General features: G+C 56.8%; 22 protein-coding genes. 5 read left to right on the forward strand and 17 right to left on the reverse strand.

Translation table 11 applies throughout. The features are described from left to right. Window positions 1-63 precede the first annotated feature (63 nt). Entirely contained in the window at window positions 64-906 is an 843-nt protein-coding gene (locus MJA45_RS22290; RefSeq protein ID WP_315604096.1) for an NAD-dependent epimerase/dehydratase family protein, read from the forward strand. 104 nt (window positions 907-1,010) lie between these two features. Here MJA45_RS22290 and MJA45_RS22295 read toward each other — a convergent pair whose 3' ends face one another. Together MJA45_RS22295 and MJA45_RS22300 are read right to left on the reverse strand one after the other, a co-directional pair. Next, a complete protein-coding gene (locus MJA45_RS22295; protein ID WP_407083066.1) occupies window positions 1,011-1,478 on the reverse strand; it encodes a GNAT family N-acetyltransferase in 468 nt (155 codons plus the stop codon). 124 nt (window positions 1,479-1,602) lie between these two features. Continuing rightward, window positions 1,603-3,987, reverse strand: a complete 2,385-nt coding sequence (locus tag MJA45_RS22300) for a TPM domain-containing protein (RefSeq protein WP_315604098.1) — start codon at window positions 3,985-3,987, stop codon at window positions 1,603-1,605. Between the two features lie 187 nt (window positions 3,988-4,174). On the opposite strand from MJA45_RS22300, the gene MJA45_RS22305 reads away from it, so the two are divergent. Beyond that, complete coding sequence (locus MJA45_RS22305) at window positions 4,175-5,665, forward strand: GGDEF domain-containing protein (protein ID WP_315604099.1); 1,491 nt, start codon at window positions 4,175-4,177, stop codon at window positions 5,663-5,665. A gap of 18 nt (window positions 5,666-5,683) precedes the next feature. Here MJA45_RS22305 and MJA45_RS22310 read toward each other — a convergent pair whose 3' ends face one another. From MJA45_RS22310 to MJA45_RS22330, 5 genes are all read right to left on the reverse strand, one after another. Beyond that, entirely contained in the window at window positions 5,684-6,937 is a 1,254-nt protein-coding gene (locus MJA45_RS22310) for an ATP-binding protein (RefSeq protein WP_315604100.1), read from the reverse strand. Window positions 6,938-6,998: 61 nt separating this feature from the next. Next, a complete protein-coding gene (locus MJA45_RS22315; protein WP_315604101.1) occupies window positions 6,999-7,472 on the reverse strand; it encodes an SRPBCC family protein in 474 nt (157 codons plus the stop codon). Between the two features lie 223 nt (window positions 7,473-7,695). Next, window positions 7,696-9,072 carry a sugar porter family MFS transporter gene (locus MJA45_RS22320; RefSeq protein WP_315604102.1) on the reverse strand — a complete coding sequence of 459 codons (1,377 nt, stop codon included), beginning with the start codon at window positions 9,070-9,072 and terminating at the stop codon, window positions 7,696-7,698. A 254-nt stretch (window positions 9,073-9,326) separates the two neighbouring features. Then, complete coding sequence (locus MJA45_RS22325) at window positions 9,327-9,740, reverse strand: hypothetical protein (protein ID WP_315604103.1); 414 nt, start codon at window positions 9,738-9,740, stop codon at window positions 9,327-9,329. Window positions 9,741-9,880: 140 nt separating this feature from the next. Beyond that, window positions 9,881-10,471, reverse strand: a complete 591-nt coding sequence (locus MJA45_RS22330) for a sulfite oxidase-like oxidoreductase (protein WP_315604104.1) — start codon at window positions 10,469-10,471, stop codon at window positions 9,881-9,883. A gap of 194 nt (window positions 10,472-10,665) precedes the next feature. Here MJA45_RS22330 and MJA45_RS22335 point away from each other — a divergent pair, with 194 nt between their 5' ends. Further along, window positions 10,666-11,217: a hypothetical protein gene (locus MJA45_RS22335; protein ID WP_315604105.1), complete on the forward strand. Its 552-nt coding sequence runs from the start codon at window positions 10,666-10,668 to the stop codon at window positions 11,215-11,217. Window positions 11,218-11,315: 98 nt separating this feature from the next. On the opposite strand, the gene MJA45_RS22340 is transcribed toward MJA45_RS22335, so the two are convergent. The 4 genes from MJA45_RS22340 to MJA45_RS22355 form a co-directional block, all read right to left on the reverse strand. Then, the gene (locus tag MJA45_RS22340; protein WP_315604106.1) at window positions 11,316-12,332 is read right to left on the reverse strand and encodes an aldo/keto reductase; all 1,017 of its coding nucleotides are present in this window, start codon (window positions 12,330-12,332) and stop codon (window positions 11,316-11,318) included. A gap of 189 nt (window positions 12,333-12,521) precedes the next feature. Next, a complete protein-coding gene (locus tag MJA45_RS22345) occupies window positions 12,522-13,964 on the reverse strand; it encodes an anti-sigma factor domain-containing protein (protein WP_315604107.1) in 1,443 nt (480 codons plus the stop codon). Beyond that, window positions 13,957-14,778 (reverse strand): RNA polymerase sigma factor SigI, encoded by an 822-nt coding sequence (gene sigI, locus MJA45_RS22350; protein ID WP_407083067.1) that lies wholly within the window; start codon window positions 14,776-14,778, stop codon window positions 13,957-13,959. The genes MJA45_RS22345 and sigI overlap by 8 nt, the downstream gene beginning before the upstream one ends. A 259-nt stretch (window positions 14,779-15,037) precedes the next feature. Further along, complete coding sequence (locus MJA45_RS22355; RefSeq protein ID WP_315604109.1) at window positions 15,038-15,460, reverse strand: hypothetical protein; 423 nt, start codon at window positions 15,458-15,460, stop codon at window positions 15,038-15,040. A gap of 308 nt (window positions 15,461-15,768) precedes the next feature. Here MJA45_RS22355 and MJA45_RS22360 point away from each other — a divergent pair, with 308 nt between their 5' ends. Further along, a complete protein-coding gene (locus tag MJA45_RS22360) occupies window positions 15,769-16,242 on the forward strand; it encodes a DinB family protein (protein ID WP_315604110.1) in 474 nt (157 codons plus the stop codon). A 144-nt stretch (window positions 16,243-16,386) separates the two neighbouring features. Here the strand turns inward: MJA45_RS22360 and gcvH are convergent, their stop codons facing one another. Continuing rightward, complete coding sequence (gene gcvH, locus MJA45_RS22365; protein ID WP_315604111.1) at window positions 16,387-16,773, reverse strand: glycine cleavage system protein GcvH; 387 nt, start codon at window positions 16,771-16,773, stop codon at window positions 16,387-16,389. Window positions 16,774-16,868: 95 nt separating this feature from the next. Further along, window positions 16,869-17,414: a peroxiredoxin gene (locus tag MJA45_RS22370; protein ID WP_315604112.1), complete on the reverse strand. Its 546-nt coding sequence runs from the start codon at window positions 17,412-17,414 to the stop codon at window positions 16,869-16,871. 307 nt (window positions 17,415-17,721) lie between these two features. Between MJA45_RS22370 and MJA45_RS22375 the strand changes: the two genes are divergently transcribed. Beyond that, the gene (locus MJA45_RS22375) at window positions 17,722-18,918 is read left to right on the forward strand and encodes an aminotransferase-like domain-containing protein (protein ID WP_315604113.1); all 1,197 of its coding nucleotides are present in this window, start codon (window positions 17,722-17,724) and stop codon (window positions 18,916-18,918) included. 167 nt (window positions 18,919-19,085) lie between these two features. Here the strand turns inward: MJA45_RS22375 and MJA45_RS22380 are convergent, their stop codons facing one another. The 4 genes from MJA45_RS22380 to ilvB form a co-directional block, all read right to left on the reverse strand. Further along, entirely contained in the window at window positions 19,086-20,633 is a 1,548-nt protein-coding gene (locus MJA45_RS22380; RefSeq protein ID WP_315604114.1) for a 2-isopropylmalate synthase, read from the reverse strand. 180 nt (window positions 20,634-20,813) lie between these two features. Then, window positions 20,814-21,806 (reverse strand): ketol-acid reductoisomerase, encoded by a 993-nt coding sequence (gene ilvC, locus MJA45_RS22385; protein ID WP_315604115.1) that lies wholly within the window; start codon window positions 21,804-21,806, stop codon window positions 20,814-20,816. A gap of 123 nt (window positions 21,807-21,929) precedes the next feature. Then, window positions 21,930-22,421, reverse strand: coding sequence for an acetolactate synthase small subunit (gene ilvN / locus MJA45_RS22390; RefSeq protein WP_315604116.1), 492 nt, complete (start codon window positions 22,419-22,421; stop codon window positions 21,930-21,932). Further along, complete coding sequence (gene ilvB, locus MJA45_RS22395) at window positions 22,418-24,160, reverse strand: biosynthetic-type acetolactate synthase large subunit (protein ID WP_315604117.1); 1,743 nt, start codon at window positions 24,158-24,160, stop codon at window positions 22,418-22,420. Before ilvB ends, ilvN begins: the two co-directional genes overlap by 4 nt. Between the last annotated feature and the right edge of the window lie 312 nt (window positions 24,161-24,472).

The raw sequence follows: 24,472 nt of genomic DNA on the forward strand, positions 1-24,472 counted from the left end.
TACCTAATAATGGAATGGTATCATCCCGGCTCAAAAAATAAAACGGATAAAGGAGAAAGTTAAATGAAGATTTTGGTTACAGGTGCCACCGGCCGTGTGGGAAGCCGGCTTGTCCCGCGTCTGCTGCAGCGCGGATATTCCGTAGGTGTACTGGTCCGGCAGCCATCCCAAGCCCAAGCTTTGAAGGATCAGGGCGCGGAGATGATAGAAGGGGATTTGCTTCAGCCGGACTCCCTGTCTCATGCCGTCCTTAACCGGGATGCCGTTATTCATTTGGGGGCCTTTTTCCGCGGCGCAACCCCAGAGGAAACACAGGCTGTTAATGTGGCAGGGACTCTGGCTTTAGCCCGATCGGCTGTGCAGGCAGGTGTTTCACGTTTCCTCTTTGCAAGCACTAATCTTGTCTACGGCCCGGGTCAGAGCAGGCTTTTCCAAGAGGAGGATCCTCCTAACCCGGCTGCCCCCTATCCGAGGGCCAAAGCTGCGGCCGAGCATGCCCTGATGGAGCTTCACCGTGACCACGGTCTAGGCGTGCAAATTCTTCGGCTGGCTTTTGTATACGGGGAGGGGGATCCGCACCTGGCGGAAGGCTTGCAATGGTTTCGCCACTGGAACCATACACAGCGGATTCACCTGGTCCACCATACGGATGTAGCCCAGGCGGTTATCCTTGCCATGGAAGCGAAAAATAGCGAAGGGCAAATTTATAATGTAGCCGACGGTGAGCCGGTGACGGCAGCCGAAATTATGAAGATCCACCACGAACCGATCGACGAGACCGCAAAGGATCGTCCCCTTGATTGGTCTTGGCTGCAGCTCGTAGACACAACTAAAATTCGGGATCGGTTTGGGTTCAGCCCCCTGTACCCTGCGCTGCGCGATGCGGTTGAAGCCGGTGTTCTTTAAAGGACAAGGCTTTGTTTATTATCCTTGTTTATAATAATAGCAAAATAAAACCGCCCCCATGGGAAGGACGGTTAACTCCCTATCTACTATCAGAAGTTTGCCTATTACCCCATCTTCATAAGAAAACCTGTCTTTATCCCTTTCTGAAAGCCGCACCTGCTGTAAAAAGTATGGATCTCTTCTCTTTGGGAGCCCGTCATAAGCATGAGCTTATAGCAGCGCCTCTCTTTGGCGTAAGCTATCGCTTTGTTTAAAACCATTCTACCGTAACCCTTTTTTCTGAAATCGGAATGGGTGACCACATTCTCGATCAAGCCGTAAGGCCGTCCCCCTCTAGTTAGGTTCTTGATTAGGGTGACGACGCAGGAGGAAACGATCTGGCCCTCAACTTCCGCTACCATGATCTTCATCATCTCGTCCTTTAGGATCTCCTCCCATAGTCCGCTGATTTGTTCAAGGTCAACGGGATCATCCTCTTGGTGAAGATGCTTGTACAATTCAAGGAGAGCGGCTAACTCCTCATGATGAACCGATCTAATGATGGGATAGGACATTTTCTTTATCCTCCTCAAGTTCTCAACAAAATTCCGGGACGAATCTCATCCAGGAAAACATTGCTAACAGATTATCACCCATTAGCTTTCTGATCAAAAAAGACGCGTCCCGCGCTCACGCTTGGGATGCGTCTCACCATGCCTACCACTTGGAGCCGCCGGATTGGTTACCGGATGAGCCCCCGCCCCAGTTTCCTCCTCCGGAGGACCGTCCCGACGAGCCGGGGCCCCAGGACCCGCCGCCCGAATACCCGCCTCCCCCGCGGGAGCGGGGATAGCCGAAGCCCCCCGGGCCGGCGGCTGGCCGGTTCTGCAGCTCCAGCGCCGCGACCAGCTGAAGGAGCTCGCTCCCTTGCCGGTAGGCCTCTTGATAGGCGCCGGCCTCGAGAAGCTGTCTGGCCTGCTGCCTCATGGAGGCGTAGGACCGCCCGTAGGAGGAGCCCCCGAAGGGGCCCTGCATCGCCCGGTAGCGGGCATCCGCTTCCAGCAGCGCGCGCTCGGCCGCTTCCTTCTGGGAAGCCAGCCGGTTCGCCAGCTCAGCGAAGCTTCGTACCGCTTCCGTCAGCCCGGACACCTGCCGGTCGGCCTCCGCCAGGTTGTACGGGGCGGAAGCCAGCGCGCCTTCCGAGCGGCTGTTCCAGGCTGCGAGCTGCCCGGCTAGTCCGCCGAGTCCGGAGGAGCTCGCCAGGCTGAGGCCCCGGCTTCGGACAGCTTCCAGCAGCCCATTGTACGTCTGCCAAGCCTCCTGCTTCCGGAGCCTCAGGCTCTGAAGCGTCCGGTCGAGCTCCCGGCCGAGACGGCCGGCTTCCTCGAGCCAGCTCTCGGCCGAGGAAGCTTTTGTAAGCAGGGCATCGAGCTTCTCCCGGGCCGCCTCGAACGCTTGGTGCTCCTCATCCGTTTCGGTCCGGATCGATGGCAGCCCCCGGTCGATTTCGCTTAGAGTCTGCTCCACCACACTCTCCCGGTTTAGCAGCTCCCGCCAATGGGTCTCGTCATACTCGGCCCTCACCCGGCTAAGCTCTGCCTGAAGACCGTTGTCCTCCTGCCGGATCCTCCGGATCCTTTCCTCGAGCCCGGCCAGATCGGCGCGGTTGCGCTCCCGGAGCTCGCCCTGTCTCTTCGTCCGGTCGAGCGCCTCCCGGGCAAGCCCGTCCCGCTCCTCCGCCAGCCGGCGGACTTCCTCCATCCTTCCGGCCTGCAGCGCGGCAAGGAGCTCTCCCGACAGCTTCTCCGCCCGCTCGAGGCGGGCATAAGGATCGAAGTCCGGCAGCTTCAGCCGATGCTCCGCGATAAGGCGGCCCACCTCCTCCCGGATCCGGCCCGCCGAATCGGGAAACGCCCGGCGGTCTTTCTCATACCGGCCGACGTCCTGCACATCGGTCGCAAGCATCGTCAGGACCGCTTCCGCCTCCCCGCCCGCCTTCTCGGCCTCCACCGGATCAAAGGGGACGAGCTCCCCCGCCTGGGCAATGGCCTTCTCCAGTTCGTCCAGCCGGCTGTAAAGCTCCGTTAACGGGAAGCTATTTTCCTGCGCCAGCTTGTCCGTTTCGGCCTTCAGGGATTGCAGCCGGGAAGACAGGTCGGTCACCTTGCTCTTAACGGACTTGTCGACCTTCTCCAGATGCTCGACTTCCTTATGGACCTCATCGTATTCCGACTTCAACGAAGCATGGCGGGCTTCCATCTCGCCCAGAAACCGTCCTAGACCGGCTGCGTTCAGGAAAGAACCGCCATGCTCCTTCAAGGCAGACACCAGCTCATTCGCCCTTACGGTCAAATCCGTCAACTTCCCGTCGGCGGCCTGAACCAGCTTCTCCGTCTCGCCCTGCACGAGTCCGATGTACTCCCTCAGTTCCTCGGACGTGCGGGTGATCGCCACGAACGTGGACTCCGCCTCGCCGCGCAGGCGGACCAGCCGGCCCCGCATCCGCCAGCTGTACATAAGATACATGGCTAGAGCAGCTGCGGCCAGACCAAGCACGAGCGGGCCGACAGGCAAGCCGGAGCTCCCTGTCCGGTTCGTCGACGGAATACCTTCGGGAGCCGACCCGGTCCCGGCGGCCGGGGCAGTCGGAAGCTCTTGAACCGCCCGCATTAAATTAACCGCCCCGCCGGTGAAATCCCCCGCTTGGGCATAGGGAATGAATTCTTCCGCCACAAAAGCGTCGATCGGCTGGGAGCGCCCCATGCGCGCTTCGAGCTTCCGCAGCAGCTCCGGATTGCGAAAGTTCATCTCCACCCGCCGGTCCGTCCGGGAAAGGAGCAGCAGAATATCTTCAGGGCCGAGCCCCCACTCCCGGTACACCCGGTCTGCATAGGCCTGCGGTTCCTCTCCTTTTAAACTGGTAACGGTCAGAATATGAAAGGTATAAGCGCCCTTTTGCGCGGTCTCTTCTAAGGTCTTACTATTTCCTGCAGGAAACATTCCGGCCTCGTCATGCACCAGGCCTGTAGTCGCGGCGAAAGCCGGCATTACCAGGCTGAGCATAAGCCCGAGCACAAGCAGGAAGCTTCTAATGGTACGCATCCTTGTCCCTCCCCCGGCAATCTCGTTACCCTTTTTTACCCGATTGCCCCTGGAACTAAGCAAGGCCCCCGCACCGGCACGTCAGAAGAAAGGACTTTTTTCCTGCTTTTTCTGCCGAACCCGTCTATCTTTCGACAAAATATGGTAAAATACCCTTATCTACTTAAGCAACCGAGGAGTGACTTCTTTGCCAACCACCGCCCGCCGCTCCCTCCAGCCCCTCGATCTTGGACGGTACCAACAGGAACGGGATCTCCAAATGCTTCAGAGGCTCCGTTACTCCTCTTTTCTCCTTTTGGCTTTGGCTCCTTTTCAGCTTTATGCCGACTTCTTCCTGTACCGGGACGCGTCTCCCGCTTCCTTTCGTTACATCCTTCTTGCCATTCATGTCATCGGACTGCTGCTTTCCCTGCTGTACCTGATGCCCTATCCGCGCAAACGGATGACCGGCCACCGGTTCGGCCTTTCCCCTTCTGTCGTGATTACTGCATATTCCTGCTTATATCTCGGGGGAGGGATTCTGGCGTCGCTTAACAGCCAAAGCCTGACCGGGAATGTCGATGCCTATGTGGTCATCCTCTTTGCCGTCGCCGTGCTGCTCCCCTACCGGCCTGTTCCCTTCCTTGTTATAGTGGCAGCGGGGCACGCCCTGTTTCTCCTTCTGCTGGCGCACGTCAGCCGGGACCCCTTTGCCCTCGTCTCCAAGCAGATCAACACATCGGCTGCCGCCTTGATGAGCGTGGTCGCGGTTTTCACGTTCGACCGCCTGCGGTTCAAAAATTTCAGGCACCGGGTTATGCTCGAAGAGAAGGAGGAGCACCTCCGCCGGCTGTTCATGATCAATCCCCTTCCCCTCGTGCTCACCAGCATGGACGGAGAAAGAGTGATCCTGCACAATGACAAAGCGAAGGATTGGCTGGGGCTCTATGAGGAGGGCCGCGAGGCTCCCGTCTCCTCCCTTTTGTACCGGGATGAGACAGACCGTCTGGAGATTGCCGCCGGCCTGGAACAGAACGGGCGCATTCCGAACCGGATGCTTCCCGTAACGCTGCCTTCCGGGGAGACAAGATGGGTGATCGTCAACTACGAACGGATGGACTATGCGGGGGAAGCCTGCGTGCTGATCGGCATGACGGACATTTCGGAGCTCAAGCGGCTGGAGGACGAGCTCACCCGCCATGCCACCACGGATGAATTGACCGGAGTGCTGAACCGCCGGCAGGGCATGCTTCTTCTGCAGAGGGAATTGGAGGAGTCGGAACGGACCCACCGCGGCTTCGTGCTAGGCTTCGTGGACATTAATGGGTTAAAGCAGGTCAATGACCGGTACGGTCATGCCGAAGGCGATGACCTGATCGCCACGGCGAGCGGGGTTATGCAGCAGCATCTGCGTCCCGGCGAGTTTCTGTTCCGCTTTGGAGGGGATGAATTCGTAATGGTCCTTCGAGGCGGACTGAAAGAAGCCGGCCAAAGGTGGGACCATATGCAGTACGGCCTTCTGGAGGCTAACCGCACCGCCGGCAAGCCCTACGAAACAAGGGCAAGCTGCGGGTTGACCCGCAGCCTGCCCGGAAGTAAGCTCAGCCCCGAGGCGTTAATCGAACGGGCTGACGCCGAGATGTACCAGAACAAAAAAAGGCTCAAAGCCCCTTCCTCCGATAAGGTGCGGGAGGGTTGATAAGCCCGGCCTACGGGTCTACCGGTCGGACTTGGGGAAGGAAATGGCAAACCGCGTTCCTTTCCCCCTCTCGCTGGTCACCCTTACTTTGCCCCCCAGGGAACGGATGATCTGAAAGCTGACCGTCATGCCGAGGCCCGTCCCGCTTTCCTTCAAGGAATAGAACGGCGACCCCAGCCGGTCCAGCTGCTCCCGGGTCATGCCCACCCCCTGGTCTTCAATCGTCAAGAGGACCCGGGAATCCCCTTCGGCCGAGCAGGCGGCCCGAATGCTTCCTCCCTCCGGCATGGACTCCACCGCATTTTTCAGGATATTGACGAGGCACTGGCTGAGCTTGCGGGGATTGGCCCGAATCCAGCAATCTGCATCTCTCTCGGTGTGGATTGTGACGCTGCGGAGCTCCGCATACGAGTGCAGCAGATTGGCCACCCTCTGCAGCTGGAAGCCCGCCTCCACCTCTTCGTTGTCCCCGCCAGCCGGTTTGCCGAAATCGAGCAGCTCGTTGATGGTCTCGTTGGCCCGGTCCAGCTCCTCAATGGAAAGCTGGATGAATTCCTTCTTCCGGGGAGGAAGAGCGGGGTCGTCCAAGAGCTGCAGAAATCCCCGCACCACCTGCATCGGATTCCGGATCTCGTGGGCAAAAATCCCCGTCAAGTCGCGGATAGCCCGGAATTTCTCCGCTTCCAGCATCTCGCTGCGCAGCCGCCGGATCTCCCGCAAATGCTCATAAAAGGCCGTAAGGAGCCCTCCGACCACCGTAACAAAAAGCAGGTGGAGGCCTTGGACCGGTAGAGTTCCCAGCTCTCCCCCATTGAGCACCTGAAACCACAGCAGCCCGACGAAGGCGTAGAGCAGGGTCAGGCTGGCGCCAAGACGGATTCGCTTCGCCTTATCGGCCGCCTGAAAGCGGCGGACGTTCCCAAGCACAACCGGAAAGGCCGTCAGCAGAGCGCCGAGCGTATTATAGAACCCCGGATCGAACCCGCCGGCAAGCCGGTACCCCACCGTGAAAACGGCGAGAAACAGACCGGTTGTGGGGCCTCCGTACAAGGTGCCGAGCACAAGAGGAACCACCCGGACATCGAGCCGGTAGCCCTCTCCGAAATGGGCCGGGAAGGTCATGCAAAGCATGACGGCCAAGCACCACAGGGCGGCCATGACGGCTTTTTCCCGCCAGCCCTGCTTCCCTCTCTCCTCGAAGAACGGCTGGTAGGTAAACATGGGGATGGCCGAAAGGGCCAGCTGCAGCAAGAAATCTTTGATCACATTCATGAAGGTACCTTTTCCCTGGAATTATGCTTCTATCATAGCACGGAAAAGGACCGGTCAGTAGTCAACAGGAGACAAGACGGGCCCCCAATTTTTTGGCAAATCCCCGGGCCCCTTCGTCCATCACCTTGCGGTGGTTCCACCGGTAGAGCGGCCGCAGAAGCGGAGCAAGCCTGTTCATCCACGACTTGTTGGTGTTCACCTGCCAGCGGTATTCGATCCGGGTAATGGTCCCGTGCTGGGTCAGCTTCCAGGCCCCTCTTCCCTCCAACTCCCCGTAGGCCTTGAATTCCAGAGCCCGCATCGGCTCACAGTGGACGAGCTCGGACAAGAAGATAAGCCGGTAAGGAAGCTTCGTCCGAAAGATGGAGGCATACACGCTTCCGATTCCATTGCCCGGGCTGCCCTCCCTCACCTTATAGGCCGAGACCCCTTTCCACCACTGCCCGTACTGGTAATCGCTGAGAAGCTCCCATACGCGGGGAAGATCCGCTTCCACCTCCCAAATGGTTCGGAAGGCATACTGATAGGCCGTCAACGTTCATCCCTCCGTCCTTACTCCGGTTTGTTCCCGGACACGGCCCGTCCCGTGTTCCGTTTTCTATCTTCTACCCGGTGCGGACCGGATTGAAAACCATCGCAGAACTTGGGGAGAGCGGAGGGGATGCAGGCGGATCCTTCCCGATAGAAAAAGACACCCGGCCGAGGCCGGGTGCCTTTGATGATAGTCAAGCCTATGAATCACGCGAGCCTGATCCGTCTTACGACCGGTCGGCCCAATACTGCTCGATTTCCTCCAGCGATTTGCCCTTCGTTTCGGGGACCGCCTTCGCGCAGAAGAAGACCCCGACAAGAGAAATAGCGCCGAACAACCAGAACGTGGCCGCGGTGCCGATGCCGTCGAGAAGCATGGGGAACGTCTGGGAAACCAGGTAATCCGCCAGCCATAAGCATAACGCCGCGAAGGCCGTGGCCCGGCCTCTGACCCGGGTAGGGAAAATTTCCGAAATCATGACCCACACGACCGGCCCGAGGGAAACGGCAAACGCCGCTACATACAGCAGAATAAAGAAGAGGATCCAGGAGCCCGGCATATCCGGGGAATGGAAACCATACCCCACAACGGCCAAACAGACCGTCATCAGGGTAGAACCCACCAGAAGCAGCGCCTTCCGCCCCGCTTTATCAATAAGCCACAAGGCGACCAGAGTAAAGGCAAAATTCACGAGCCCGACCAGAATCGTCTGCGTCAGGGCGGCATTGGTACCGGCCCCCGTTTGTTTAAAGATTTCCGGGGCATAGTACATGATCGCGTTTATCCCGGTGATCTGCTGAAGAACGGCCAAAGCGACTCCCACCAGTAGCGGCTGCCGGAGAGCACGGCGAAACAGATCTCGGAAGGACCCTTCGTCGCTTTCCTTCAGGTTCATGATTTCATGCAGGTCCGCCTTCGCCGCCTCCTTGCCGTTCATGCGTTCCAGAACCTCCAGGGCGCGCACTTCCTGTTTATTCTTCATAAGCCAGCGGGGGGTTTCCGGAATAAATAACAGCAGCAGCATATACAGAATTCCCGGCGCTATGCCGAAGCCTAACATCCACCGCCAGGCGGTGGAAACATCCCAGGCGTTGTCCCCGAAGCCGGCAATCTGGGCGTTGATGAAGAAGGTGACGAAGATGCCGGTCACGACCGCAAACTGATAAATGGAGACCAGGCGGCCCCGAATCCGGGCGGGGGCAATTTCCGAAATGTACAGAGGGGCCAGCGTCGAAGCCATCCCCACGCCGATCCCCCCGATAATCCGGGCGACAATAAGCCCGGTTACCGTGCTCGGAATGGCGGAGCCTATTGAACCGGCGACAAAGATAAGCGCTGAGGCGATCAGCATCTTTTTGCGGCCGAACTTATCGCTCAGCACTCCGGAGAAAGCGGCCCCGGCGGCGGCGCCCACGATCAGACTGGACACCATCCACCCGAGCATGCCCGGGTTCAGATCGAATCGTTCTTGAATAAAACCGACGGCGCCGGAAATAACCGCGGTGTCGTACCCGAACAAAAAACCGCCAATGGCGGCAATGATGGAATAAACCGTCGAGAAGAGAGAGAACGCTTTGCGTTTTGGGGGACGTGGATTTGTCAAAATGATTACTCCTTTATGGGTGGTGGCCTCTAGATGATGGAGCCTGTCACAGGGGATTCCCCAAAATGACATGAACCCATCATAGACATTATCCGGAACCCTGTCAAAAATCCGCATGCCGCCCGGCCGCAATCGGATTTATTTACTAGTTTCTCCTAAACCATCCACCGCATCCCCCTGTCGGGGTAAAAAGAAAAACCCCGCCGTTAGCCACGGCAGGGTTCTTGCCCAAATCCTTTATTATTCCCGCACCGTCAGCCTGCCGTCTCTCTCTTCTGATTCTCCCCGCTTATGCGCAGTCCCCCCCGGCGGTATACGGTAATGGAGGAGAGTCCGGAATAATTATTCGTGGCCTGCGTGAGGAATTGGCTCATGGAGATATTCGCGAGCATTTTTTCTCCGTCCGGCATGGCGGGGTCGGATAAGGTGAGGTCCCAGTTCTTCGTGGTGGGGCTGTTGAAAACGAGGGAGGAAGCATCGTACATCTGGCGGAGAGCCGAATCGATGAACGAGCCGTATTCGTCCATCTTCTCCAGCGCGGAGGATTCGATATAAGCCCGGATGATTTCCCGGGATTCTTTGAAAAGCAGGTAGCTCATCGACCCGAAGGATAGAGCGAGCAGGACGATGAAAAAGGCAATCAATCGGTTTCGCAGGGTGTAAAACATACCGTCTCTTCCTCTCCAGCTAATCGTGAAACCGCTTACGGTCGGTATGGTCCATTATATCGATTGGGACCTGACCCGTCCAAAGAAAAAAATGGATAGAGCATCAGAGACTTCCTGATTCCTCTATCCATCTATCGGTTCTAATCCCAATCGTACCTCTGCTCTTTCCAGGGATCGCCGTACATGTGATACCCATTCCGCTCCCAGAAGCCCGGCTTGTCCTTTGCCATAAATTCAATCCCGCGCAGCCACTTGGCGCTCTTCCAGAAGTACAAATGAGGAACGACCATCCGGACGGGATACCCGTGCTCCGGGGTGAGCAGCTCTCCGTTATGCTTGATGCCGAAGAAGCTCGTTTCCTTCAGAAAATCTTCCAGCGGCAGGTTCGTCGACCAGCCGTGCTCGGCGTGCAGCATGACGAATTTGGCCTCGGGCTTCAGCTTGACCCGATCCATGATCGTAGAGACCGCCACGCCTTCCCATGTATTGTCGAGCTTCGACCACGTGGTGACGCAGTGGATGTCGTTGCGGAATTCCTGCCGGGGAAGGGCCATGAATTCCTTGTAGGGAACGGTTAGCTCCTCCTCCACCAGTCCGAACACGCGAAAATCCCACTGGCTCATGTCCCGGTAGTAAGGCACATCCCCGTAATGAAGCACCGGGAAGCCGTCCGTCAGCTTCTGGCCGGGAGGGACGCGTTCTGCGATGTCCTTGCCCTTGTCGATTGACATGGTTGTTCTCTTCCTCCTTGGGCACCGCCCGTTAGAATCTTCGGTTTACCCCCGATTATAACAAAGAGAACGCCGTTCCACCAAATGGATGCGTTCCTGGTAAAAAATACAGGACCCTATACCCAGAAACCGCACCCGTATGCTAGAATAGGGATGTTATGCGCTCATTTAATAGGTAAGGGGTACCGCCTTCTATGAAAAACAAAAACGTATGGCTGCTCGTATGCGGCATTATCCTTTTCGGACTGCTGATTGCCGTGGCCATTCTCCAGCAATCCGCTTACCTGCTTTACGCAGCCAGTGTCGTGCCGATCCTCATCGTGCCCTTGATGCCCGATATCCGCTCCAACCAATGGCTTAAGCAGGGGGCAAGCGGCGTTCAGGCGTATACCTCTATCCATGATTCGCCGGAGGCTGATCTGATGGTGGTCCGGTTTCCGAAGGGCTCCATCCGGTGGAAGCGTCATATTCTATACGTTCCCATACCGGCCGCTCATGAGCGCGAATCGGCCGAGGGCGGCGATGCGGACGCGACGACGATCACGGCGCTTGCCTACGATCTTGTGGTCCCCAAACGACGCAAGAATTACATCGGCATCCGGCTGCCCAACGTGATTCAGCGGAGCGTCGGCTTTCCCTTTCCATTGACGGAGGTTAACCGGATCGTCATCCGGATGGAGGATGTCCGGCATGCTCACGCTGCACCTTCCAGACCCGCCTCCAGCGGTCGAAACCTTCAGGCTTGAATTCCCTAATCAAACCATAAAGGCCCCGGCGTTCCCGCCGGGGCCTTTCTTGCCGATTTTCGTTTGGAGAAGGTTCTCGCCTGGCAAGGACCGGGTAGTTAGACAAGGGCGGCGGCCGACTCCATGATCACCCGGCGCATAGGAAGATGATAAGGGCATTTTTGCTCGCAAAGCGGCTTTTCCCGGCACGGCTCGTAATCCGCACAGGACAGCAGCTTTTCCCGGTGCTTGTCGTAGAAGCCGTTTCCTTTCGGAAGAAGCCCGAATTTGTCGCGGACGACGCTTGAAATCATGACATCCGGAATAGGAATCTCGAGCGGGCAGGAGCAGTAGTTGCAGCGCCGGCAGCTGTGCGTTCCGAGCTCGAGGGCGAGTCCGTGCAGCTCCTGCCGTTCCTCCTCCCCAACTTCCCTTTCCTGCGCGGCGATATTTTCCCTCACCTCGTCCACGCTGACCATTCCGGAAATGGTCACGTGCACATCCTGGCTGTAAGGATAGCGCACCGCTTTCTCCACCGGCTGGATGAACCCGCCCGACAGCGGCTTCATGGCCACCCGGCCCATATTCAGTTCGTTCAGGACGGGAATCAGCTCTTCCTTGGCAAACGGCTGGGCCAGGTTCAGGTGAAAAAGCACCTGATCGAACTTGCCGCTTCTTACCCACTTGGCGAGCAGCTCAGGCCTGTGTCCGGTTATGCCGATGTGGCGCACCTTCCCTTCCCGCTGGGCTTCGAGAGCCGCTTCATAAGCCCCGCCTTCGTCCATCGCCTTCTGGTATTCCGTCACGTAATTCACATAGTGAATCTGCAGCAGATCGACATGATCCGTTTTCATCCGCATCAGGCTGCGGTTGATTTCTTCCTTCGCCGTGGCATAATCGCGTTTGTTCGTCTTGGTGGCGAGGAAATATTCCTGCCGCCGATGCGAGATGCTTTCGCCGATAATTTCCTCGCTGTTGCGGTAGCCCGCCGCCGTATCGATATAATTAATTCCGTGATCCAGCGCATAGTTGAGGGCAGCCCGGGCTTGCTCCAGGGGCACGCCCGGCAAATTCATCGCCCCGAATCCTAGCGAAGACACCTCGTAACCGATTTTTCCAAATGGGGTGTAGCGCATGGCATCTCTCTCCCGCTGTGTAATGGTCTCGCTTTTTTGATAGGTACGTTTTCATAGTAACACAACCGCTGGAACGTGTTAAAGCATAAATCTCCTTTATCCGATATTTATTCCCGGCAAAAGAAAAAAATCCCACCCGGTCGGAGTGGAATTTTATATGAGGGAAAGGCTGTTTTCCCGCCTGGTAAGTTAAGAGGCCTTGTCTTCCTTTGGGCCGCCGGCATCTTTGGAATCTCCGTTCTTCTTATCATCCGGCTTGTCCCTCTGCTTGGCTTGTCCTGGATTTTCCGGATTGTCCTTGCCGCCGTTTCCCTTGTCGGGGTCATCCGGCTTCGGACTGACGGGAACAAGAGGACGATCAGTCGTCCCCTCGTCACTTCCCTTATTGGCGGTCGCGGCTGACTCGGCCTTCTTGCCGCCGTCTTCCTCGTCCTTTTTGCCTTTACCCTCTTGGTCCTTTTGCTCCTGCTCTTTCTTCCGGTCCTCCCCCTGTTTTTTATTCTCCTGCTGCTTTTTTTCGTTGTCTTCCTTCTTCTTCTCGTCCTGCCGGTTCTGGTTCTCGTCCTTATTGCCGCTGCCGGGCTTGTCCTTGTCTTCCTCTTTGGCTTTCCCCGGCTTGGATGGCTCGGGGGTGCGTCCCGGAGTCGTGGAGACGGCAGGCTTAAGCGACGGCTTGCCCGGCGTTACGGCCGGCTTGGAAGAAGGATCACTGGAGGGCTTCGCAGAAGGCGTATCGGATGGCTTGGCCGACGGTTTGCCGGATTCGTCCTTCTTGTTGTCCTTCTGTTCCTGAAGCTTGCGGTCCAGCTCTCCGCTTTTCTCCTGCTTCAACAGCTCCTGGAGGGATTCCTTCGTCACCTTACCCGGCTGAATCCATTGGCGAATTCCGCCCTGCTCCCGGGCGATTTGGTGAACCGACTGCTCCTTGAAATCCTCGATCCCCACTTCCGCTCCGCTGCTTTTGGCGTTCAGATAAACGATATATTTTCCGGTAGACAACCCGTTGTCGAGTGCGACGTCTCTTACTTCCTTAGGAGCGGCAAAGGCCGTGACCACATAGGCCTGGGCGTTCTCGGGATGCGTCTCTTGCACATGGCGGCTGACCAGCTCCTTCACTTCCTGGCTGAGCGACGTATCGTTCAACCGGGCGGATGGGGAAACCAAGGTGCTGGAAATGACGATATCCGCTTCCCCTTTGTTCAAGTAGCGGGCTTCCGCCTGAGCGAGAAGATCCTCCGTCACCTCGGAAAGAGGCTTCCCGGCGTAGGAAACTCCTTGAATCAGGGAAGCGGCGTCCGGATTCAAAGCCCGAAGCTCCCGCACCTTTTCCTTCGAATCAACGCCAAGCTCTACACTCGGGTTAATGTCGATCGAGACATAAGCGACAACTTTCTTATCGGCGAATACCCCCGTTAAGCCCCCCAATAGAATAACCCCAAACACCACCGCGGCCACCAACGAAGAAGTGGCAGCCAGCCACCGGTTCCCTTTACGGGCACGCCCGGTATTGAATTCAATCTCTTCCCCTACCCGGCAATCCCGGCTTGGTTTTGGAATCTCCTCAAAAGAGCCTTGGGGTGTCAAAACAATAGCTGTTTTGGCGGTAAGCTCCATTACGATCCCTTTACTCATCTATTTCACTCTTTTCTGTAGGGTGGTGAAGCACGGGCTTCAGAAAATCCCTTAAGTAGGGATAGGGCCCGTTGTATATCAAAGCTATGGAAATGATGTATTTCCGGTTCCGTTCCAACGTTTTGCGCGAACAGCCCACCCGGTCCATCAGCTCCTTGATCGGAAGCAGCCGGCGCTCGAGCAGCGCCTTCATCAGCTGGGGATCCTGGGCCAGGAGGACGCCCACGGCGAGCATCGCTTCGCGGGAATCCGTATGCTTGGGCGCGGCCTTGACCAGATCGGCGAACGTGATTTCGAAATCCTGCAGACACCGGTTCAGATCGATGATTTCGCTGCTCCGTTCCTCTGTATCCTTCTGCCTCTCATAGGCTTCCACCGCCTGATGGACCTCGACGGGGTTGACGATGTTCTCTTCCTCATCCTCCATTTCAAAAGAGCTGTACGGCACATGCTTCGTAAACCGCTGCTCCTTGCGTACGTAATCGATAAGCCTACGGCGGATAACGGTTTCGGCAAAGCCGAGGAACGACCTGCCCGCCGTCGGGGAAAACTGGTTGATCGCTTCATTGAAGGCGGTCAGCGCTATGCTGAACTCGTCATCCTTGGAAGGATCGATGTATCGTTTGCTGAAGCGGCTGGTCACCTTGGCGATGTAGGGCTGGTAGTCCGTAATGAATTGGTTTCGCAGCCGCAGATCACCTTGTTGAATCCGCTCCACAACCTCCTCCGGAGTGGAGTCCTGCTGGATGCGGGAACGGGGAGAGAGGCTTCTTCCTAAAAACTTTTTAAAAAGCACCAGTATCAAAGATTCCACCTCACGCTAAAGATTTCGCCGCGCGGGCAGCGATTGCGGGGGTATTTATAGTCAAAACTAACAGATTTTCGGACCTTATGTACGAAGGCTGGTCTCCCGCAGAAAACTTCTAACAGTATACCACAGTTTTCCGTAGAGGAGGGTCCCGTAGAATGTGCTTCCAAAATCTCCATGTCTATCGTTCTTTCTGGTATTCCATTAAAAAACGCCTCCCGTTGGGAGGCGCTAAAGGTTATGGTAAGGCATTTCAACCGCCGGATCACCCGGCCGCCGTATTCCGCTGGCGAAGCTTGGCCCGCCTTTTGCTCAGCATTTGCAGCCTTTTCTTGAGCTGGCCTTCCCATTCGGAATCCTGCAGCTGCTTGGCTACCGTCATCAGGTCCAAGGCCATGTCGATCTGGCTCAGGACGATATCGAGCGGGTCCTCGTTCTCATGGTTGACGCAGTTCTCGAAGAGCTCATCTCCACTGCCGCTTTCCACGTATTCCATAAAATCGATTTCCGGGGCTCCGTCCCCATGAGCATATTCCGCCAGAATTTCATATTCGTTCTGGGCCAGATGGTGTACCTCCACCCGATGGCATACCGGGCAGAATAAGATAGGCACATTGTGTATGTGCGTCCGGATGTGCTTCAAGGTTCCCTTGGTTCCAATCATGCTGGCTCCGCAGCAAAAACTCATGGTGATCCCTCCCTTGTTCCTTTTTCCTATTCGCCCCGAAGGCGGAAAATTCCTCTTTTTCCTCCTAATTTCCAGAGGACACTTCTTTAGGCAGACTTAAGAATCTTCGAAGACCTTGTTCCATTTCAGGGGGTATGTTAGTTACTATTATCCAACTTCGGCCTTTTTGAAAACAAGCGGTAATTTTTATAGCAAAAGCTGCTTAGAGAAGAGGGAACTTGTCTAAGTAGTATATGAATGCAACCCGGAACGAGATTCTCTCATTGGCCCAGGCCCTCTGCCCAAACCCGATCAAAAGGAGTGAGGATATGAACAGCAAGCTGTTTATCGCCATGCTTGCCGCCAAGTACGCCCAGATCCAAGTGCGGTTAAAGTCGGCCATCGAACCGTTGGATGAGATCAGCCTCAACTGGCGACCTAACGAGAACAGCAGCAGCATAGCGAACCTTATTCTGTATCTGGCGGGAACGATCCAATACCGTATCGAGAACGATTTTCACGGAGAGCCCGAGCCGGGCGCCTGGACAGGCTTCAACCCCATGCAGTGGAAAAGCAAGGAAGAGCTGCTCGAGATCATCGAGGACTCGTTCCAAAGGCTGGACGAAGCCGTCCGCCGCCTGGGAGAACGGGATTTCCTTACGGAGGCGGCCGGAACGGAAGAAGCCATCAACCCGGAAGTGCTTCACCAGTGTGCCTCCCATTTCTCCGAGCACTTGGGCCAGGTTCTTTACCTTTCACAGATGCGGACGCCCGCTGTTACGATGGAGCTCCAGCACGGATGATGGGGAAAGCCGCTGAGCCTTTCTCCTAACCCGCCTTGCAAACGGTTACATTGCATGGTCCAACCGGCTCCCTATGGCAACCCCTTTCCCTATGCAAAAAAGCACCGGCTGTCTGTCTGATCGGACCAGACAACCCGGTGCTTTCTACTGTTCTTCCGTACCGAACGTTTCTTCGTACTTGGCCTTGCTCCACAGCTTGTCCAATTCCGACGGATCGGCCAGCTCGACCACGACCATCCAGCTGGCATAGGGCGTCAGGTTAACCTGCCCGGGCAGCTCCAGCAGCGCCCGGTTCGTCTCCACCACTTTGCCGGACACGGGAGAATAAAGCTCCGTCACGGATTTGATGGACTCCACGCTGCCGAACGGCTCCCCCGCCTTCAGCGCATCTCCCGTCTCCGGAAGCTCGACGAAGACGATGTCCCCCAGCTCATTCTGGGCAAAATCGGTCATCCCGAGCCGCACCCGCTTGCCTTCCTGGCGAACCCAGGTATGCTCTTCGCTGTAACGGATTTCCTCGCCTTGATTCACGGTAATCCCTCCCTTCCTCCTTAAATCGAGCCCTGATGGGCAAAAAGCCCTTCCGCCGGCCGGGGCCGACGGAAAGGCCTTCTTATTGGAGTGAATTATACTTTCAGGGTGCTTTGACCAGGCTTCCAGTTCATCGGGCACAGGCCGCCGGTTTGCAGAGCTTGCAGAACGCGGAGCGTTTCTTCCACGCTGCGGCCTACGTCGTTGTGGTTAACGACTTGGTATTTCAGCTCGCCTTCCGGATTGATGATGAACAGACCGCGCAGAGCAATCCCTTCTTCTTCGATCAGAACGCCGTAATCCCGGGATACCGCATGAGTCAGGTCGGCGCCGAGCGGGAAGTTCAGCTGGCCGAGACCGTTGTCGTTCTTAGGAGTATTGATCCATGCTTTATGAGTGTGGATGCTGTCCGTGCTTACACCGAGAATTTCGCAGTTAAGCTCTTTGAACTGGGAAGCGGCGTCGCTCAGAGCCGTGATTTCCGTCGGACATACGAAGGTGAAGTCCAGCGGATAGAAGAACAGAACGAGCCATTTGCCTTTGTAATCGGACAAGGAGGCGGTACCGAAATCCTGTCCGTTTCCTAGTGCCGTTTCCATCTTGAAGAATGGTGCTTGTTTACCTACCAAACGCTCTGCCATGAATAATATCCTCCTTTAGTAAAATAAAGCCCCCTGAAGCGCCGATGCCTTATGTACGCTGCTTTCTTCAGCAGGCCGTGGTTATTGTTGTGATCACATGATAAATCCTAACATTCCAATATTTGATTGTCAATATTAAAACAATTATTAAATTAGAATTATTATAAATAAAATATTGGCAGACCCTTGGAAGCCCTTACCATAGCCTAAACCTATCATTCTTATAGAAAAAAGATCATTGTCAGTCCAAGGGAAAACCAATAAACTGGTTAAAATATAGTTGTTTTTTCAACCAGGAGGATGAACCATGGACTATAGATTTGCAGATACGATGAAACATTTTCAATCGAGTGCCGTTCGGGAGATTTTGAAGCTGACCCAGGGCAAATCGGTCATCTCATTCGCCGGAGGGCTTCCGGCCGAGGAGCTGTTCCCGGCGGCGGCCATTCGCGAAGCGTTCAACCGCATCTTCGAGCAGGGGAATTCGGCTCTTCAGTACGGGCTGACCGAAGGCTTCCTTCCGCTTCGTGAAGCACTCTGCGCCCGTATGGCGCGCAAGAACATGCGGGTCACCCCGCGGGACATGCTCGTCACCACCGGCTCCCAGCAGGCCATTGATCTTCTGGCGAAGGTCTACCTGGATCCGGGTGATACGGTGCTCGTTCAGGAGCCAACCTACCTGGCCGCCCTCCAGGTGTTCCAGTCCCACGGGGCCAAGGTCATCTCGGTAGCCGGGGACCCGAACGGAATGGACCCCGAACAGCTCGAGGCCAAAATAGCGGAGCACCGGCCCAAGATGGTCTACGTAAGCCCGACCTTCTCGAACCCGACGGGCTATGTCTGGTCGTTGGAGCGCCGGCAAGCCCTTCTCGACAGCTGCCGCCGGAACAATGTCCTCATTCTCGAGGACGATCCCTACGGCGAGCTGCAGTACGGATCAGATGAAACTTACCCTTCCATCTTCTCGCTCGATCAGCACCCCGAAAGCAGCGCGGTGGTCTACACGAGCACCTTCTCGAAGATCGCGGCTCCGGGGCTCCGCACCGGCTGGGTAATCGGTGATCCGACCATCATCCGCAGCATGGCCCAGGCAAAGCAGGCAGCCGACCTCCAGTCGAGCACCATGGACCAGCAGGCGCTTTACTACCTGCTGCGCGACTTCGACCTGGACGGCCATATTGCGCTTATCCGGGCCAATTATGAAGAACGGATGCGGCTCATGGTTTCCCTGCTGGAAGGACTCGGCCGCAGCGATCTGCGCTGGAACGAGCCGAAGGGCGGCATGTTCCTCTGGCTGGAGCTGCCGGAAACGCTGCATGCCGAGCATCTTCTTCCCCTGGCCGTAGAGAAGGGCGTGGCCTTCGTGCCCGGCTCCTCTTTCTACGCGGAGCGGCCGAAGCATAACACGATCCGGCTGAACTTCACCCACTCCGACCGGGAAACCATGATTACCGGCATGGAGCGGTTTGCCGCAGCCTTGGAAGAAATTAGCGTGCGGGTATAGCCCCTCCTCTACGCACAAAAAGCCCTCTCCTTTCCCGCACAGGGGAAAGGAGAGGGCTTCTTTGCATTTTGGCTTAGCGCCTTATCCGCAAAGAAAGGTCTTCTTTTCTCATTGATTTTCGTGCGCATACCGAGGCTTTCTCGCCAACAAAGTTACCGGATAAGGCACTAGATCAGCGACAGGTTGTCGCGGCGGCTCGGGCCGGTCTTGCGCTTGTCGATCAGCCGGTTTACGGCATCGAGGTAGGCTTTGGCGCTCGCCTCCAGGATGTCGGTGGAGATGCCGCGTCCCTGAACGGAGAAATCCCCCTGCTTCAGAACGACGTGGACTTCTCCCAGGGCATCTTTGCCGTGGCTGACGGACTTGATCGAGTAATCGTCGAGCTCGACCTCTTCCTTCGTCGCCTTGTCTATCGCCTTGTAGATCGCATCCACCGAGCCGTTGCCGATGGCGGCTTCTTCGAGAACGCCGCCTTCGATCGTATGAAGGCGGATCGTGGCCGACGGCACCGACTGGTTGCCGTAGGCAACCTGAATCGTGTCGAGCACGAATACCTCCGGCGTCGTGATCAGCTTCTCCTCGATCAGCGCCATGAGATCCTCGTCGGACACGTCCTTCTTCTTATCCGCCAGCTCCTTGAACTTGCCGAAGGCCGTGTTCACCTGCTCCTCGGACAGCTCGTAGCCGAGGTCGGACAGCTTCTCGCGGAACGCATGGCGGCCGGAGTGCTTGCCGAGCACGAGCTTGCTCTCCTTCACCCCGATCATCTCGGGGGACATGATCTCGTACGTCGTCTTCTCCTTCAGCATGCCGTCCTGGTGAATGCCCGATTCGTGAGCGAACGCATTCGCGCCCACAATCGCCTTGTTGCCCGGCACGACCATTCCGGTCAGCTTGCTAACGAGACGGCTCGTGCGGTAGATTTCCCCGTACGTGATCGTCGTCTTGGCTTGGAAGAGCTCTTTGCGGGTCTCGAGGGCCATGGCCACTTCTTCGAGCGAGGTGTTTCCGGCGCGTTCTCCGATGCCGTTGATCGTTCCCTCGATCTGGTCCGCCCCGTTCGCGATGGCCGCTAGCGCATTGGCTGTAGCCAGGCCCAAGTCATCGTGGCAGTGCGCACTGAGCTGAATCTTCTCGATCCCGGGCACGTTCTCCTTTAGCGTCTTGAAAATGTTTCCGTACTCGAGCGGGGTCATGTATCCCACCGTGTCCGGAATGTTCACCACCGTGGCTCCGGTCCGGATGGCCAGCTCGGTGACCTCGCACAGGAAATCCAGTTCCGTACGGCCCGCATCTTCGGCGGAGAATTCAATCTTGCTGAAATACTTCTTCGCGTATTTGATCGCGGCTTCCGCGGCTTCGAGCACCTGATGCTTCTCCATGCGCAGCTTATGCTTGCGGTGAATCGGCGAGGTGGCGATGAAGACGTGCAGGCAAGGGTCCTGCGCATCCTTAACCGCTTCCCATACGGCGTCGATGTCCTTTTCTCGGGAGCGAGCCAGGCCGATAATGGTCGCATTCTTCACCGCGCGGGCGACGGCGTTGACACCGGCCAGGTCGCCGGGCGATGCCGCCGGAAAGCCCGCTTCGATCCGGTCAATCCCGAGCTTCTCCAGCTGGAGGGCGATTTCCACCTTCTCCTGCGTATTGAGGTTGACGCCGGGGGACTGCTCTCCGTCGCGGAGAGTCGTATCAAACAAGTAAATTTTCCTCATGTCCATTCACCTCCTGGTAAACTTCCGTCTTTCACGGCTTGTGATGCGGGATACGGCCTAACGAGCGGTCGGATTGAGAATCCTTTCCACTCAAGCCCTGTTATAAACAGAAAAACTCCGGAGGGAGCTTTTCTGTCGTCTAACTATATGGATAAAAACGTAAAGGAATGCGTGAAAAGCTTACTTTTTGATCCAGTGCATCATTTCGCGCAGCTGGCCGCCGACCACTTCGATTTCATGCTCGGCTTCGTTGCGGCGGGTAGCCGTCAGGAAGGCGCGGTTCGACTGGTTCTCGAGGATGAAGTCGCGGGCAAATTTGCCCTGCTGGATATCGGAAAGCACACGCTTCATTTCTTTCTTCGTTTCTTCCGTTACGATCCGAGGTCCGGTAACATAGTCCCCGTATTCCGCCGTGTTGGAGATGGAGTGGCGCATCGTAGCCAGTCCGCCTTCATAGATCAGGTCGACGATCAGCTTCAGCTCGTGCAGGCACTCGAAGTAAGCCATTTCCGGAGCGTAGCCGGCTTCCGTTAGCGTTTCGAATCCGGCTTTGATCAGCGCGCTTACGCCGCCGCACAGAACCGCTTGCTCGCCGAACAGGTCGGTTTCGGTTTCTTCGCGGAACGACGTTTCAATAACGCCGGCGCGGGTACAGCCGATTCCTTTGGCGTACGCAAGACCGATGGCTTGAGCGTTGCCCGTTGCATCCTGGTGAATAGCGATCAAGCCGGGAACTCCGAAGCCTTCCACGTACGTACGGCGAACGAGATGTCCAGGGGATTTAGGAGCCACCAGGAGCACGTCGATGTCCTTCGAAGGTACGATCTGGCCGAAGTGAATGTTGAAGCCGTGGGAGAACAGAAGCGCAGCGCCTTTCTTCAGGTTGCCGGCGATTTCTTCGTTGTATACTTTGGCCTGCGTTTCGTCCGGCATCAGGATTTGCACGATGTCGGCGCGGCTTGCCGCTTCGCTTACCGGCAGCACTTCGAAGCCGTCGTTTTTGGCCTGCTCGAACGATTTGCCTTCCCGCAAACCGATGATTACGTTAAGTCCGCTGTCGCGCAGGTTCTGAGCTTGGGCATGGCCCTGGCTTCCGTACCCGATAACCGCGATGGTTTTGCCTTGAAGAACGCCGAAGTCTGCATCTTTCTCATAAAACATCGTAACTGCCATGAAATGATTGCCTCCTTTGATTTTGAAAACCCTTTGAGCGGGTGTTTAACGGGGCGAGCCTCGTCCCCTTAAACCCCCGCTCAAACGGGCCGTACGGAATGAGCGAAGAAATAGAGCGTGTAATTAACGGACGCTGCCGCGGATCATGGCGGTAACGCCGGTCCGGGACAGCTCCCGGATGCCGTACGGCTTCAGCAGCTCGACGATGGCGTCGATCTTGTCGGTATCGCCGACGGCTTGTACGATCAGGGAATTCGGGCCGATGTCGACAACCGAGGCGCGGAACGTCTCGACGATTCCCAGCACCTCAGGCCGGAGCGACGGCTCGGCGCTGATTTTAATCAGCGCCACCTCGCGGGCCACCATTGGATTCGAGCTCAAGTCGATGACCTTAATGACATCCACCAGCTTATAGAGCTGCTTGGAGACCTGCTCCAGCATGTTGTCGTCTCCGGTTGTGACAATGATCATCCGGGAAAGCCCCTGTTCCTCGGAAGCTCCTACGGTAATGCTTTCGATATTGAACCCGCGGCGTCCGAACAGGCCGGAAACCCGCTGCAGCACGCCGGGCTGGTTGTTCACCAAGACGGAAATCGTATGCCGCTGTGTTGTCATTCCGAATCCCCCATTATCATTTCGCCTATCGTATTGCCCTGCGTGACCATCGGATAGACGTTCTCGTGTTTACGGACCACGAACTCCACGAGAACCGGTCCCGGGGTGTCCAAGGCTTCCTTCCAAGCCTGCTGGGCCTCTTCCTTGTTCGTTGCCCGCAAGCCCTTCACTCCGTAGGCTTCGGCCAGCTTAACGAAATCCGGGCTGCCGGCCAGATCGATGTGGCTGTAGCGGTTATCGTAGATGATCTCCTGCCACTGGCGCACCATGCCGAGCACCTGGTTGTTGATGACCACGATCTTCACCGGAATGTTGTTAATCGCGCAGATCGCAAGCTCCTGCGAGCACATCTGCATCCCGCCGTCCCCGTTTACCGAGACAACCAGCTTATCCGGGTTCCCCATCTGGGCGCCGATCGCCGAAGGGAAGCCGAAGCCCATCGTTCCAAGTCCGCCGGAGGTGATCCAGGAACGCGGGTTCTTGAACTTGTAATACTGGGCCGTCCACATCTGATGCTGGCCTACGTCCGTCGTGACGATGGCTTCGCCGTCCGTGGTGTCGCTGATCATCTGGATAACATACTGCGGCTTCAGCTCGGTGTCGGAATCCTTGTACCGGAGCGGGTACTGCTCCTTCCAGGTTTGAACCTGGGCGATCCACTCCTCGGCCGGGGCCTGCTCCGCCTTCGTGTTGGCGTACTGGAGCACATTCTTAACGTTGCCGACAACCGGAATATCCGTCTTCACGTTCTTGCCGATCTCGGCGGGATCTACGTCGATGTGAACGATTTTGGCTTTCGGGGCAAAACCGTCCAGCTTCATCGTCACCCGGTCGTCGAAGCGCGCCCCGATGGCGATCAGCAGGTCGGCGTTCTGAATCGCCGTGTTCGCCGTGTAGGTTCCGTGCATCCCCGGCATGCCCATCCACAGCTCGTGGGCGCTCGGGAAGCCGCCAAGTCCGAGAAGTGTCGTCGTAACCGGAATTCTCGTCTTGCCCACGAATTCGATCAGCTCCGCCGAAGCATCGGCATAGACGATTCCGCCGCCCGCCAGAATGACCGGACGCTCCGCTTTCTTGATCGCCTTGATCATTTTGTCGACCTGAAGCTTGTTCGGATCCGTCGTAGGGTTGTAGCCCCGGATGCTTACGGTTTCCACCGGCTTGAATTCCGTCAGCTGGGCCGAAACGTCCTTCGGAATATCGATCAGAACCGGCCCCTTGCGTCCGGTGTTGGCGATGTGGAACGCTTCGTGGATGATGCGGGACAGGTCTTCGACCTTCCGCACCAGGTAGCTGTGCTTCGTGATGGGCATCGTGATTCCCGTAATGTCCGCTTCCTGGAAAGCATCCGTTCCGATCGCCGAGGTGGCGACGTTCCCCGTGATGACGACCAGAGGGACCGAATCCATATAAGCCGTGGCAATGCCCGTTACGAGGTTCGTGGCCCCGGGACCCGAGGTGGCGATACAAACCCCCACCTTGCCGGTGGAGCGTGCATAACCGTCCGCGGCGTGGATGGCCCCCTGCTCATGGCGGGTCAGGAGATGGTGGAAATCGGGATTGCCGTGCATGGCATCATAAATATAGAGAACCGCACCGCCCGGGTAACCGAATACGCATTCGACACCCTCCAGAAGCAGGCTGCGAAGCAGAATTTCGGACCCCGAAATCGTGTCGGGTTTCACCAGCCGGGCCCTCAGCTCTTCCTTTAACACTTTGGTAGGACTTTGAATACTCATCCTAAACCCTCCCTTCGAATCTTCAAAGAAATCAAAAAACCCCTCTCATCCCAAACGCTCATTGCGAGAGCATTCGACGGGACGAAAGGGGTTATCTTCCGCGGTACCACCCAAATTTGTTATAGGCCTCACAGCCTGTAACCTTAACGGGTATCGCCAGGCAAGCCTGCTCGATACCTTCAGCACGGTAACGTGTGCCATTCCGATTCTCCCTACTAGCCAGGTTGGCCTGCTTTTCAGGAAAACAGCTCCGAGGTGAGCTCGTTAATAAGGGATTAAGGCATAGGTTTCAGCTAATCCTGTGCTCTCTGG

Origin of the sequence: Paenibacillus aurantius (assembly GCF_032268605.1) — a bacterium.
Classification (GTDB): domain Bacteria; phylum Bacillota; class Bacilli; order Paenibacillales; family NBRC-103111; genus Paenibacillus_AO; species Paenibacillus_AO aurantius.

What these genes read in the sequence shown, in the direction of transcription:
- MJA45_RS22290 (WP_315604096.1), top strand. Translation starts at nt 64, where the DNA reads ATGAAGATTTTGGTTACAGGTGCCACCGGCCGTGTGGGAAGCCGGCTT.
- MJA45_RS22300 (WP_315604098.1), bottom strand. Translation starts at nt 3,987, where the DNA reads ATGCGTACCATTAGAAGCTTCCTGCTTGTGCTCGGGCTTATGCTCAGC.
- MJA45_RS22310 (WP_315604100.1), bottom strand. Translation starts at nt 6,937, where the DNA reads ATGAATGTGATCAAAGATTTCTTGCTGCAGCTGGCCCTTTCGGCCATC.
- MJA45_RS22325 (WP_315604103.1), bottom strand. Translation starts at nt 9,740, where the DNA reads ATGTTTTACACCCTGCGAAACCGATTGATTGCCTTTTTCATCGTCCTG.
- MJA45_RS22330 (WP_315604104.1), bottom strand. Translation starts at nt 10,471, where the DNA reads ATGTCAATCGACAAGGGCAAGGACATCGCAGAACGCGTCCCTCCCGGC.
- MJA45_RS22335 (WP_315604105.1), top strand. Translation starts at nt 10,666, where the DNA reads ATGAAAAACAAAAACGTATGGCTGCTCGTATGCGGCATTATCCTTTTC.
- MJA45_RS22340 (WP_315604106.1), bottom strand. Translation starts at nt 12,332, where the DNA reads ATGCGCTACACCCCATTTGGAAAAATCGGTTACGAGGTGTCTTCGCTA.
- MJA45_RS22345 (WP_315604107.1), bottom strand. Translation starts at nt 13,964, where the DNA reads ATGAGTAAAGGGATCGTAATGGAGCTTACCGCCAAAACAGCTATTGTT.
- MJA45_RS22355 (WP_315604109.1), bottom strand. Translation starts at nt 15,460, where the DNA reads ATGAGTTTTTGCTGCGGAGCCAGCATGATTGGAACCAAGGGAACCTTG.
- MJA45_RS22360 (WP_315604110.1), top strand. Translation starts at nt 15,769, where the DNA reads ATGAACAGCAAGCTGTTTATCGCCATGCTTGCCGCCAAGTACGCCCAG.
- MJA45_RS22370 (WP_315604112.1), bottom strand. Translation starts at nt 17,414, where the DNA reads ATGGCAGAGCGTTTGGTAGGTAAACAAGCACCATTCTTCAAGATGGAA.
- MJA45_RS22375 (WP_315604113.1), top strand. Translation starts at nt 17,722, where the DNA reads ATGGACTATAGATTTGCAGATACGATGAAACATTTTCAATCGAGTGCC.
- MJA45_RS22380 (WP_315604114.1), bottom strand. Translation starts at nt 20,633, where the DNA reads ATGAGGAAAATTTACTTGTTTGATACGACTCTCCGCGACGGAGAGCAG.
- ilvC (WP_315604115.1), bottom strand. Translation starts at nt 21,806, where the DNA reads ATGGCAGTTACGATGTTTTATGAGAAAGATGCAGACTTCGGCGTTCTT.
- ilvN (WP_315604116.1), bottom strand. Translation starts at nt 22,421, where the DNA reads ATGACAACACAGCGGCATACGATTTCCGTCTTGGTGAACAACCAGCCC.
- ilvB (WP_315604117.1), bottom strand. Translation starts at nt 24,160, where the DNA reads ATGAGTATTCAAAGTCCTACCAAAGTGTTAAAGGAAGAGCTGAGGGCC.